Source organism: Chamaesiphon minutus PCC 6605 (genome assembly GCF_000317145.1).
Classification (GTDB): Bacteria; Cyanobacteriota; Cyanobacteriia; order Cyanobacteriales; family Chamaesiphonaceae; genus Chamaesiphon; species Chamaesiphon minutus.
This window is the reverse complement of sequence record NC_019697.1, coordinates 789,175-802,468: the sequence shown is the minus strand read 5'-3', so window position 1 is coordinate 802,468 and position 13,294 is coordinate 789,175. Positions and strand designations below refer to the sequence as shown.

Genomic DNA, 13,294 nt, shown 5'->3' with positions numbered 1-13,294 from the left:
GCACTTGTAAAATCTATTGCCGGATTGGGTTCTAACCGATCGTTTCTTCAGTGGAATTACCCTCACAATTAGGACTACAAGCAGCAATTGCATCTTCTAAATCGCTCGCAGGCTGCCACCAGGTTTGCAACTTCAACAAAGCTGGATATAATCGCTTGTCAGCTAAAGCTTCCGCCGCCTGGATCGCTAACTTGCTAACCCGATCGGACATTAGTTCCTGCCTAACTCGCGACAGAATTCTGGTGTCTTTACGATTTGCTAGTCCGACTAATGCTTCGCCATAAATTTCTGCTGTTTCATCATCTTCACTATCTTCGATGAGAAAGCGTCGATAGAGTGCCGAGCGAATCGCTGGTGTATCTACTTCAATTAAAGTTCCCAACCCAAAGGTTGCCCAATTACGAACTAATGGACAAACATCTGCTGACAAACCAATCAATCCGGCAATTGCACGTTCGTCATCATGTCCGCTTAAGCCATTAACTACACCATAGCGAACTTCCCAATCGGGATGGAGACAAAATTTCAGTTGCGGCTCGCTCGATCGCGGATCGTCGAGGTGTCCCAAAGCGATACAAATATCTCGCAAAATGAGCGGATCGAATTCCACTTCAAGCAAGCCTAATAGTGCAGTCAAACACTCATTAGGAAAAGTTCGATCGGGAACGCCTAATTGTCCCAAAATATTAATACCCAAATTTCTCTCTTCTAAGATCGAACTTTGGGTAAGTTTTAACGATCGATCGAGCACCTCTCGATCTCCTCGGCACTGAAGTAGATAAATAAAATGCCAGCGTTCTTGCAAATAATCGTCATCTTCTTCAGGGGCGAGTAATGCAAGCTGAATTAATTCCGCTGTAGTTCTCGGATCGATCGTTAACATGTCTTATTTGACTTTAGCAATTACCGTGCGGTGGCGCGGCGTGTTGGGGGTAATTGTCGGAGCCTCAAAACCAGCATCGATGAGGGCTTGCGATATGTCTAGCGTAAAATAGCGATCGAGATAGGGTTCGGTACTTTTGAGCAGTGTCAAGATATACGGTGCCATCTGCGAGTAGATTTCCGATGCGGGATTCATATCCATAATCGCAATGTGTCCGCCCGGTTTGAGCAGGCGTTTGGCTTCTTGGAAAATCTCGCGCGTGGCGGATTGGGGTAGCTCGTGACAAATCAGAAATAGCGATACCAGATCGTAGCTCTGTGCGGGTAAGCCAGTGGCTTCGCCAGCGGCATGAACCCAGTCGATTTGTTGCGCTTGTGTCTGCTGGGCGCGATAATTGGCGATCGACAGGAAATAGGGGGATAGATCTAAACCAGTGACATGCGCCTGGGGATAGACTTCCTGCATGGCAAACGTACTCATCCCGACGCTGCAACCGATATCGAGAATCCGTTCGGGCGGTGTCGCCAGAGCTTTAGTAACTAGATCGTGATAACTTTGGCGCAGTTGCGCGTCGCCAGTTTTGCCCGTTTCGGCAAAGATTTTGGCATGAACCGAATAGGCGGCGACTTCTACCTCCATCGCGGCATCCCAACTCATATTGCCGCGATCGTAAGCATGAAAAGAGGTCAGGTAATATTCAGGATATTTGAGAGCGGGGTTGGTAATCTGGGCTAAATCTGCTTCCCACTGCGGCGAAAATGCCGCCTCACCGCCGCGCGATCGCAAAAACTTTACTTCATCCCGCCAAGCTACCCCGATCGCCTCAGCCCGTTTAATAATCAAGTTCCGCGCGCGATCTTTGGCAAATTTGGCGAGGGGTTTAATGCCGAGTAAGCTATTGACTAATTGGCTCACCAGGCGATCTGTAGGTGCGATCGTCGTTGTCATAAAAGGATTTAAATATTTTTTGGCTGTAGTTCTCTATTCTATAACTACTGAGCGGTTAAGTCGATCGAGGGTGCTCCTGCATTTATGACGAGCGGTTCGATTTATTGGAAGAGGGGGAAGGGGTAAGGGGGAACGGATTGGCTAGATAGTGTAGATGACGTGACGATCGCTCTCCTATTTTTCTAGGGCATAATCACTGATGTAGCCAGCCAACGAGAATTTTCAAGCTGTTAGGCATTTAGTCTGCAATCCAAAATCGTCAATCCAAAATTCAAGTGACTGAATTCTTGCAAATTGGGAATATTTCAGTATCGCAAGCAGAGCTATTACCGCTGCTGAGAAGATACCAACTGTTGCCAAGGCTGGTACGCGAACTAGCGATCGATCGAGCTATTGCCGATATTGAATGTAGTGATGGCGATCGAATTGCCGCACTCAAACAACTTTACGATCGCGAGGGTTTGACATCGGAAGAACGACTGGAAGAATGGCTCGCGCTCTATCATTTAGAGCGTCACCAATTGACAGAAATTGCCGAGCGTAATTTTAAAATCGAGAAATTCAAACAACAAACTTGGGGCAATAAAACCGAATCTTATTTTCTCAAACGCAAAGCAAAATTAGATAAAGCAATTTATTCATTAATTCGGACGAGCGATTTGGGTATCGCGCAAGAAATCTATTTTCGATCGATCGATGGCGAGCAAACATTTGCCGAACTCGCGCGTGAATATTCGCAAGGTGCCGAAGCGCAAACTGGCGGCTTAATCGGTCCAGTAGAGCTAGGTACGCCACATCCAGTTATCGCCGAGCTGATCTCTACTCAACCCATGGGAACAGTATGTCCGCCAGTGTTGTTAGAACCATGGTATGTCATCGTTCGTCCCGAACGACTCATCCCCGCTCAATTAGACGAACCCATGCGCCAGCGGCTGATCGATGAATTATTCCAAACCTGGCTGCAAGCACAAGTGTAAATGGGTGGTGCTTAAGAGGGGGAGAGGGGGGGAGAGCTAGAAAAGGACGCTTGCGTTTAAACTTTCTGTCCACTATCCACTATCCACTATTCCCTATTCCCTAAATCACAGACAATCGAGCGAGAATCTGATAGCATTTTTCCAAACTTGGGTGTTATCGATCGAGTGAGTCAATTGTTACGCCAACTAGTCTAAATGAATTCTTCTCAAACTAAGATCCGCGATTTTTATGCAAATCTACTGCCATTTGCCCAGTTATCGATAGCAGAATTAGCAACTTTAACCGATCGATCTGAATTCATTCGCTATCGGATGGGGCAGACAGTACTGATGCCAGAGCAGATGCCCGATCGGATTATTATCGTCTATTCGGGTCAAATTCGGCTGATCGCATACAATCCACTCGATCGACTGCCCACGACGCTGCAACTGTTGGAAAAAGGAGAAATCTTGGGTTGGACGGGGGTACTACGACAGTGCGCTTGCGAGACGGCAATTGCTTCGACAGAGGCGGTATGCGTTCGGGTTCCGGTTGCGGATTTTCGCCAATTAATCGATCGGACGCCACAATTAGAGGCATTATTTTATTACGGTACTCCCGCGATCGAAGTTTACGATCTGGTCGCTCGATATCTCCAAACTTGCCCAGATCCCGATCTGTTAATGCGCTCGTTCGGTGCCAAAGATTTGCGCGAATTTGCACTCAAACTTGCGACAAGAGCCACGATTCGCAATCTCTCCCCAGGTAAATTGCGAATTGCCGATCTCGATTTGGAGCGCAGTTGGTTTGTCAGTAGTGGCGAAATTAGCGATTATCCCGTGGGGAGTTGTCTCGATCTCCAAACCGCACCTAATTCAGTTTTAGAGATTAGAAAGCCCAATTTAGCCCGATTGGTAGGCGTTCCTCGGCTGGAAGTTGTAGTGACGGCGGACGATCTCGATCTGGAAATTACTGACGAGCCGAGTGAATTTTCACCCACTGCCTTGGGCATTCCTTACGCACCAGATCGCCCTGTAGCAGCCGATCGAGTCGAAGACAATCCCCCGCACGGCAGACGCAATAATTACCCGATCTTCAAGGGTAGAGGGCCATTAGGCGGGACGATCGCTTGCTTGAAGATGCTGTGTAAGTATTTGCAAGTCCCGTTTCGACCGGATGTGGTCGATCGATTGCTCAAAAATCAGCTTACGAATAATAGTAGTGTACCGCTGCAACTAGCTGGCGCGATCGCCGAACTGATCGGTATCAACGCACAGATGGTCAAAATTCCCGCCACAGCCATCCACAAGCTCCAAGTTCCCCTGCTGATTCCTTGGGACGACAGTTTTGCGATCGTCTATCAGATTAAGCCACAGGAGCTGACGCTGGCCATCCCCGCCACTGGCATTCGCCGATTGAAACTCGCTACTTTTTCCGAACTTTGGGGCAATGATGGCGAAGTATTGTTACTCCACCGCAGTAATAATTCACCGCAAACCAAATTTGGAATGCGTTGGTTTATTCCCGCCATCCAAAAACACAAACAAGTATTAGTCGAAGTTTTAATTGCATCATTATTCGTCCAACTGTTCGGACTGGCAAATCCATTATTGACGCAGTTAATTATCGATAAAGTTATCGGTGGCAATAGTGTCAGTACGCTGAATACTTTTGGTACCTTACTAATCGTACTGGCGATCGTCGAAGCTATTTTATCCACCCTGCGAACGAACTTATTTGTCGATACCACCAACCGCATCGATCTGACATTAGGCTCGCAAATAATCGATCGATTATTTCGATTGCCGCTCAAATATTTTGAAAAGCGTCCCGTCGGCGAACTCGCCACCCGCATTAACGAACTCGAAAATATCCGCCAATTTCTCACCGGAACCGCCCTCACAGTCGTCCTCGATGCGATCTTTTCGGTAATATATATCGGCGTGATGTTGGCTTATAGTTGGTTGCTGACAATTATTGCTCTAGCCACATTACCCGCTTTTATCCTACTGACTTGGATTGTTTCACCGATCGTGCGCGGCCAACTGCGTACCAAAGCCGAACGCAATGCCGAATCTCAATCCTATCTCGTCGAAGTCATCGGCGGGATTCAAACAATTAAAGCCCAAAACATCGAATTGCGATCGCGTTGGCAATGGCAAACTAAATACGCCCGCTACGTGAGTGCGGGATTTAAAACCGCACTGACATCGAATACCGCCAGTTCGATTAGTGGTTTCCTTAATAAACTATCTGGGCTATTGCTATTGTGGGTAGGTACCTATTTAGTATTAGATAAACACCTCACCCTAGGTGAATTAATTGCCTTCCGGATTATTGCTGGTTATACCACTCAACCCTTGCTCCGACTCGTGCAATTGTGGCAAAACTTTCAGGAAACAGCCCTGTCGATCGAACGGTTGAGCGATATCCTGGATGCTCAACCAGAAGTAGATGCAGATAACATCAATAACATTACCATGCCTCTGATTCAGGGACATGTCAAAATCGAAAACCTCACCTTTAGTTTCCCAGGTAGTAATGTCAACCAACTAATCAATCTGAATGCTGAATTTGCCGCCGGACAGTTTGTCGGGATAGTGGGTTTAAGTGGTTCTGGTAAGAGTACTTTAATGAAACTCATTCCCCGCCTCTATGAGCTTAATTCCGGTCGAATTATCATCGACAAATATGATATTAGTAAAACCGAACTCTATTCCTACCGCCAACAAATTGGGATGGTATTGCAGGACACACTGCTATTTAGCGGCACCGTCCAAGAAAATATCGCGATCGCCGACCCCGATGCTACATCTGAAGATGTTATCGCCGCTGCCCAGGTTGCCGCCGCCCATGACTTCATTATGGAGCTGCCCAGCGGGTACAATACTAAAGTGGGGGAGCGCGGGGCGGCTCTTTCGGGCGGACAACGCCAACGCATTGCGATCGCCCGGGCAGTGTTACAGAAACCGCGTATGTTAATCTTAGATGAGGCTACAAGTGCCCTCGACTACGACAGCGAACGCCAAGTTTGTCTGAACCTAGCCCAAACATTTCGACACCAGACCGTCTTTTTTGTCACCCACCGCTTGAATTCGATTAAAAATGCAGCTACGATCTTGATGATGGATAAAGGATCGATCGTCGAACGCGGCACTCATCAAGAATTGATGGCCTTAAAAGGTCGATATTACTGTCTTTACCAACAACAAGAATCTCAGGGTTAGGCTTTAGGGTTAGGCTTTAGGCTTTAGGCTTTAGGCTTTAGGCTTTAGGTGTTAGGTGTTAGGCTTTAGGCTTTAGGCTTTAGGTGTTAGGTGTTAGGCTTTAGGCTTTAGGCTTTAGGCTTTAGGTGTTAGGTGTTAGGCTTTAGGCTTTAGGCTTTAGGCTTTAGGTGTTAGGTGTTAGGCTTTAGGCTTTAGGGAAAAGGGGAAAGATTAAAGATTAAATGAGGAAGATTAAGAATATGCGATCGAGTCTTAACCAAAACTTAAAACAAAGTTATTATCTTTTCCCTAGATCGCCTACCAACTAAAACCTAAAATGAAATGAATTTACGATCTTTCTACTCGATCGATTCAACTAAAATCTAAGTAGCTAAGTTTAATTATTTAGAAGATAGATTATGCCTGAAATCCTTGTAGTGGGCAGCGATCGCCCTACTGGGACTTTACCCACAGTTTTAGTCCGGTCGCGCCACTACTTCCTACGTCTTAACATCTTCAATTAAATCCTCTCCCCGCCATGAATACTCCCGACCCAGATCGTAACTCCCGCCACAGCGACATCGTTAGATCTAACAGCCCTAGCGACCTCAGCAAAGTTGCCAAACGCAAAATCGAACCCGAACCCGGTGGCGGACTCAGTAAAGCCGAACGCGCCCAAATGGAAACCTACCAATCCGGCGGCATCGAGCAATCAGTCGTCTTCCAACAATCCCGCACTTGGTCGCGGGGCATCGTCTGGACGATCCTCGGTATCACCACAGGTTTGGTCGCTTGGGCTTGCGTCGCACCCCTCGAAGAAACCGTCAGTGTCCAAGGCAAACTCGAACCCACAGATAAAGTCAAAGACGTTCAGGTTCCCGTTGGTGGTGTCGTCAAAGAAGTAGCCGTCAAAGAAGGCGACAAAGTTACCGCCGGACAAAAATTATTGAGCCTAGAATCGAGCGTCCCCAAAACCACCCTTGCCTCCCTCCAAAAAAACCTCGAATCCCTCACCGCCGAGAGCCGCTTCTATCAGAGCTTGCTTCGCCAAGGCGTTAGTAATGTCAGCACCCAAGATCTCGCCAAACTCAACGTTCGCCCCGAAATCCTCGCCCTCACCAAAAGCCGCAGCTCCATCGTCGCCGAAAATCAACTCTACCGTTCCGAACTCAACGGTACCGACCTCGCAAACCTCGACTCCGAACAACGCCAACGACTTCAATCTAGCCGCGCCGAACTCGCCTCGCGCCTGAATTCCGGTCAACTAGAAGTCGGTCAATTCGACAATCAAATGCGCGAAAATCGCGGTAAACGGGCAGGCTTGAGCGAATTGCTCGTTGATAGTCAGGCTGTGATCGCCAATATTAATGCCAAAACTACTGCCAAACGATCGCAAATCGCCGCCCAAATGGCCGAAAATCGCACGCAATTTCAAGCCGCTCAAAGTTTGACCAGTAGCAACCAAGCAATTCTCGAAAACTTAAGACCTGCGGGTGCTGCTGGCGCACTGTCACGGAATCAGGTGCTCAAACAAGAACAAGAAGTTACAGCACGTCAGAGCGAAGTCGCACAACTCGAAGATCGCTATCGCAAACTCCAACAAGACGAGCAAGAATTAATCGCCACCGCTCGCCTAGAAATCCAAAATCAACAACAACAAATCAAGAAAAATCAGCAAGAAATCAGCCAACTCGATCGCGAATACAATCGCTTAACTATGGCGACCAACCAAAGTCGCGAAAAACTCAAAAATAGTGCAGCAACATCCAAGAAAGAATTATTTACCAGAATTGCAGCCAACGACAAACAGATTGCTGAAATTGACGGTCAACTAAATAAAACCATCGTCGAGATCGATCGCAAAATTGCCGATATCAATACCCAAATCAGTCAAGCCAAAATGAATCTCAAGTATCAAGATATCGTCGCTCCCGTCAGCGGCAAGATCTTTGAACTTAAGGCTGGTACCCCTGGATTTGTCGCCACAACTAGCGAACCAGTTCTCAAAATTGTCCCCGATACCACCTTAAATGCCAAGGTATTTATCAGCAACAAAGATATCGGTTTTGTCAAAACAGGAATGCCAGTCGATGTCCGCCTCGATACCTTTAACTTTAGCGAATTTGGCGATGTTAAAGGTAAGATAGTCTCGATCGGTTCTGACGCACTCCCCGCAGACCAAGCCTACCCATACGATCGTTTTCCAGCGATCATTCAGCTCGAACGGCAAAGTATGAAGATTAAGGGCAAAGAAACTGCACTCCAATCAGGTTTAGCTCTTAATGCTAATATTAAGCTCCGCAATCGCACGGTAATGAGCATCTTTACCGACATGGTGCTCAAACAAGAAGACGCACTTAAAACAGTTCGTTAATTAATTGAGAATTGAGAATTGGGTTATTAGTAATCCCCCGGAGGGTGGGCAGTGCCCACCTCATAAGTTTCACATAATTTATTCTCTAATAAATATTTATGCCTAGCTACTTAGTTTAATATCTTCGGTGTGCGATCGCAGTAGCATAACGCACCCTACGATCTGCTTATTAAAGTAATTGCCATAATTAGCCTAGATTCGATCGTGACGATGACACCATGGACGTTAAAAATTGAAACCGACCGTCTGATTCTGCGCCCTCAAACAGCCGATGATTATCAATCTTGGTATGCTAGCCATGCCGAGAGATTGCCTTCACAATCGTCCTATGACGAAGGACAAATTAGTTTAGACAGTTGCGATGCTAATTGGTTTGCCGAATTATGTCAACGCCATCAACAACAAGCCTCGATCGATTATGCTTACATTTTTGCGATCTTCTCCAAACAAACCGATCGACATCTCGGCTATGTCGATATTTCCACCATTCAACGCGAAGAGAAACAATGGGCTAATTTAGGTTACAGCATCCACAACCAATATTGGCGACAGGGGTTTGGGAAAGAGGCGACTAAGGCTGCTGTAATTGCGGGATTCGAGCAGCTAGGATATCATCGCATCGAAGCAGCAATTAACCTCGACAATCATCAATCGATCGCGCTCGCTCAAAGTGTCGGATTACAGCAAGAATGCGTCAGAAGAGGCTTTTATTATGAAAATGAACGATGGGTAGATCATTTGATTTATGTAGCTCTCCCGTCCGATTTTGGTTTGACTGAGCGATCGCCAGTGAGCGTTAGCCAGTAGGGTGTTCGGTGCCCACCTCTCTAATCCAAGCGGAGCGATCGTTTCGCCATTTCTATCGCATCAAAGAATGCACTCAATCGATCGAGCTTAATAAATTATCATCTCAATCTAAAATTAATAATACTCGATCGATCTATTTCTGGATTCGATCGCGATCGACCGAAGAGCAAATTTATTTAGACTCAATCGATCGAGGGTATTGAATCGATCGATATTAAGAATAATCGATCGCCACTGCCGCGATCCACGATTGCTGATGGCACGCTAAGCGAACGTCAATTTTGGCTCAACCAAGTTTCTAAATCGGCTATTGAAGTGAAATCTAATAGAGCTTCACCTAAAGATTCTACTCGCTCGATCTCTAATGCTGAAACCCTGCCCTGAACTTGTGGTGAGAGATTCCCCAACTTTCGAGCAAGAAGTTTGATTACTAATGCTTTCTCTTGCTGTCGCCCAAGTTCTAAACCCTCAGCCTTAGCTTCCCGATAAACTCTAGTTTGTTCTAACTCAATACCTAACATCGCATCTACCTCATCTCTACTTAGATTACTAAACTTGTACACGACGATCGTCGATATTAGGTCTATTATATCTCTACGACCTCGTGCCCGATCGATTAAACCGATTGCTGACTGGGTAGCCTTCTCTCCCTCTAATGTCGTCAACACCATCAAACCCAATCCAATTGGTAACTCTGGAATCTCCCCCAACTCATCCAAATATACCCGCACAATTCTTCCGCTAGCTAACATCTCCCGTACCATGCCAGTACGGGATTGTTCGACACTTCGACTCGGATAAATTACCACCGCTTGCCAATCGGCAAATCGTTCGCGATTGCGATAAGTATAAATCGAAATCTCACTGAGCATTCTTTCATACAACAACTCATCCGGTTGAAATTGCACCTCACATAGATAAACTATTCCCGATGGATCTGGTGGAATAAATACCCCATCAATTCTAAAAGCCGTTTCCTTAACCTCGACTGAATCAAAAATATATTCTGATGAGCGGGCGGGTGATTGGGATATTAGCTCAAATAATAGAGCAGGATATTGACGAAATAGTTGATAAAAAATTGAGTCGCGACGCATAAATTAAGGTAGTTCGCTTGGCTGATGGAGGATTGGCCGATACCCAATTAGTCTGTTATATTAGACAATTGAAATCGTCGCTAATTTAATCAACCCAATTGCTGTTTCACCTCATTAGCCAAAGCGTCGATCGAAACCTCAACTTGTTCGCCAGTAGCCATGTTTTTCAACTGACAGCGGTTATTGGCGGCTTCCTCTGTGCCAATTACCACGCAAAAAGTTATCCCTTGTTTATCTGCTAGCGCAAATTGTTTTTTGAGCGGACGCTTATCGAAAGCCGTGACGACGTTAATCCCTGCTTGACGTAGTTGTTGAGAAACTTGGAGATAGATCGGCATCAAATCTTCTTGGAGATTTAAGACCATTACTTGAGTGGGTGTTGCTGCTAATGGTTGCAATATATTCGCTTTAAGTAACCGATAAATCAGCCGCGTTAGACCGATCGAAATGCCGACTCCCGGCATACTTTCGCCGATAAAGGTGCCGACTAATTCTTCATATCTACCGCCAGAACAAATACTGCCCAGGGCTTCATGCCCGATCAGGGTAGTTTCATAAACTGTACCCGTATAGTAATCCAATCCCCGCGCGATCGACAGATCGATGCAATAACAATTGTCGGGTACGCCGAGATTCCGCACGCCATTAATTACGGTAGTTAATTCTTCAATTCCTAATTTAAATCGATCGGCATCGGGTAATTTAGCGGCAAATTCATTGAGGGCAGCCAGGACTAGATCGACATCACCTTGAATTTTAATAAAATCGATGACTTGTTGCGATCGCTCTGGCGATAAACCTTGAGCAGCCAAACCAACTAATACTTTATCGACGCCGACTTTTTCGAGCGTATCGATAATATTAATGCAAGCTTTGATTCGATCGGGCGTTACTCCCAACGAACTAAAGAAACCAGTTAAGACCTTGCGATTATTAATCCGAATCAGAAAATCGCCAATCTGAATCTGACTGAAAATCTCCGCGATAATTGCAGGCATCTGAGCATCGTACAGCAGGCTCAATTCCTTGCGCCCCACCACATCGATATCGCACTGCCGAAATTGTCGATAGCGACCATCTTTGGCTCTTTCGCCGCGAAATACCGAATCCATCTGATACCTAGCAAACGGAAACTGTAAATCGTTCGCGTGACGGGCGATATAAGCCGCTAGCGGTACCGTTTGGTCGAATTTGAGCGCGCGAGCCTCCGAGCCAGTATCGCCCCGTCCGGCCTCATCTCGCTCGCTTTGACGCGTGGGTGGGAGCAGCGGTTGCAAACCATAAATAATATTGTCGCCCTGATTTCCTTTGGCTTGGAGGACTTCTAGCCGCTCTACAGCCGGAGTTTCGATCGGGGTAAAACCATAACTCTCATACACCCGTCGAATCGTATCCATTAAGTATTGTTCGAGTCGCTTTTCTCCAGGTAAAAATTCTGGAAAGCCGCTGGGAGTAGAAAAGTTAATTTTCATGGGAGTTCAGAGCTAAAATTCGATCGAGAAGCAAAGACTATCCAGTATATATTATCCCCGAAACTCTCTGGTTGCTCGCTCGCCACTCCCTATTCCCAACTGATGATAAAGTGTACAGAAGGATGAGCAACCAAGTCTAGGGAGAATTTAGCGTAGGTGAAAATTTTAGTAGTTGGTAATGGTGGTCGAGAACACGCGATCGCCTGGGCATTGTTGCAATCTCCTCAAGTGACCCAAGTCCTCTGTGTGCCTGGTAATGGTGGTACTGCGACAATGGATCGCTGCCAAAATCTCTCGTTTAGAAGCGATGATTTTGGCGGAATTGCGCGCTTTGCCGAAGTAAATGGAGTTGCCTTGATAGTCATCGGCCCAGAATTTCCGCTATCGATCGGGATTGTAGACTACTTAAACAATCGGAATATTCCTGTATTTGGCCCCACTCGCGCGGGTGCCCAAATTGAGTCTAGCAAAACTTGGGCAAAAGCCCTGATGGAAGATGCCAATATCCCGACCCCCAAATCGGCCACTTTTACCGATTTAACTACCGCACGAGCGTATATCGAACAGCAAGGCGCGCCGATTGTTGTCAAAGCCGATGGCTTGGCGGGGGGCAAAGGTGTGATTGTTGCCGAAACTTTAGCCGAGGCGTTAACCGCAGTTGAGTTATTATTCGCCCAAAATTATGGCAGGTTGCTGATTGAAGAATACGTCACGGGGCAAGAAGTCTCGGTTATCGCCCTCACCGATGGTAAAACAGTTCGCGCCCTCCTCCCTGCCCAAGATCACAAACGCATTGGCGATGGCGATACGGGAGCTAACACGGGTGGGATGGGAGCCTATGCACCAGCACCGCTAGCAACACCAGCTCTAATGCTGCGAGTTCAGAACGAAGTTTTAGACCCAACTTTGGCCGCGCTCAAGCGCAAAGGCATCGACTATCGCGGCGTCCTGTATGCTGGATTGATGATTTCACCCAGCGGCGAACCCAAGGTACTAGAATTTAACTGTCGATTTGGCGATCCTGAGACTCAGGCAATCTTACCGTTATTAGCGACGCCACTGGTAGATTTATTACTCGCTTGCACCGAACAGCGACTAGCGGCTCTACCACCGATCGAATGGAAACCAGCAGTAGCAACTTGTGTGACAATTGCCGCCCAAGGCTATCCCGGCAATTACGAGCGCGGTAAGGTAATTAGTGGCATCGATATGGCTACCAATGAGGGAACGCTGGTTTTTCATGCTGGTACTCAACTCAAGCAAAATCGCGTCGTCACTGATGGCGGTAGAGTCTTGAGCGTCACCTGTATTGCGCCCGATTTTGCCAGCTCGATCGATCGCGTCTATCAAGGCGTCAAAGCCATTAATTTTGAGGGTATGTATTATCGTCAGGATATCGCTCAAAGAGCGTTAAGTTAGAGGGTAGAGGGTAGATGGTAGTGAATAGTGGATAGTGGATAGTGGATAGCGAATTTGAATGCAAGCGTCCCGCCGTCTCCCCGTCTCCCCGTCTCCCCCTCCCCCCTCCCCCACTCTCCCCCTCTCCCACT

General features: G+C 46.9%; 10 protein-coding genes. 6 read left to right on the top strand and 4 right to left on the bottom strand.

The annotated features are described in order from the left end of the window. Positions 1-31 precede the first annotated feature (31 nt). On the bottom strand, positions 32-883 hold the full coding sequence (locus tag CHA6605_RS03680) for a HEAT repeat domain-containing protein (RefSeq protein WP_015158203.1): 852 nt from the start codon (positions 881-883) through the stop codon (positions 32-34). Positions 884-886: 3 nt separating this feature from the next. Then, complete coding sequence (locus CHA6605_RS03675; RefSeq protein WP_015158202.1) at positions 887-1,831, bottom strand: class I SAM-dependent methyltransferase; 945 nt, start codon at positions 1,829-1,831, stop codon at positions 887-889. A gap of 275 nt (positions 1,832-2,106) precedes the next feature. Between CHA6605_RS03675 and CHA6605_RS03670 the strand changes: the two genes are divergently transcribed. The 5 genes from CHA6605_RS03670 to CHA6605_RS03650 all read left to right on the top strand — a co-directional run bounded on the left by CHA6605_RS03670 (position 2,107) and on the right by CHA6605_RS03650 (position 9,378). Continuing rightward, positions 2,107-2,808, top strand: a complete 702-nt coding sequence (locus CHA6605_RS03670) for a peptidylprolyl isomerase (protein WP_015158201.1) — start codon at positions 2,107-2,109, stop codon at positions 2,806-2,808. Positions 2,809-3,003: 195 nt separating this feature from the next. After that, a complete protein-coding gene (locus CHA6605_RS03665; RefSeq protein WP_015158200.1) occupies positions 3,004-6,015 on the top strand; it encodes a peptidase domain-containing ABC transporter in 3,012 nt (1,003 codons plus the stop codon). 517 nt (positions 6,016-6,532) lie between these two features. Beyond that, positions 6,533-8,368 (top strand): beta-barrel domain-containing protein, encoded by a 1,836-nt coding sequence (locus tag CHA6605_RS03660; RefSeq protein WP_015158199.1) that lies wholly within the window; start codon positions 6,533-6,535, stop codon positions 8,366-8,368. A 210-nt stretch (positions 8,369-8,578) separates the two neighbouring features. Beyond that, the gene (locus CHA6605_RS03655) at positions 8,579-9,175 is read left to right on the top strand and encodes a GNAT family N-acetyltransferase (protein ID WP_015158198.1); all 597 of its coding nucleotides are present in this window, start codon (positions 8,579-8,581) and stop codon (positions 9,173-9,175) included. Between the two features lie 8 nt (positions 9,176-9,183). After that, positions 9,184-9,378, top strand: coding sequence for a hypothetical protein (locus CHA6605_RS03650; RefSeq protein ID WP_041547522.1), 195 nt, complete (start codon positions 9,184-9,186; stop codon positions 9,376-9,378). A gap of 72 nt (positions 9,379-9,450) precedes the next feature. Here the strand turns inward: CHA6605_RS03650 and CHA6605_RS03645 are convergent, their stop codons facing one another. Both CHA6605_RS03645 and hisS read right to left on the bottom strand, forming a co-directional pair. Continuing rightward, on the bottom strand, positions 9,451-10,272 hold the full coding sequence (locus tag CHA6605_RS03645) for an Rpn family recombination-promoting nuclease/putative transposase (RefSeq protein ID WP_015158197.1): 822 nt from the start codon (positions 10,270-10,272) through the stop codon (positions 9,451-9,453). Between the two features lie 89 nt (positions 10,273-10,361). Next, positions 10,362-11,744 carry a histidine--tRNA ligase gene (gene hisS / locus CHA6605_RS03640; RefSeq protein ID WP_015158196.1) on the bottom strand — a complete coding sequence of 461 codons (1,383 nt, stop codon included), beginning with the start codon at positions 11,742-11,744 and terminating at the stop codon, positions 10,362-10,364. Positions 11,745-11,900: 156 nt separating this feature from the next. On the opposite strand from hisS, the gene purD reads away from it, so the two are divergent. After that, complete coding sequence (gene purD, locus CHA6605_RS03635; protein ID WP_015158195.1) at positions 11,901-13,163, top strand: phosphoribosylamine--glycine ligase; 1,263 nt, start codon at positions 11,901-11,903, stop codon at positions 13,161-13,163. Positions 13,164-13,294: the final 131 nt, after the last annotated feature.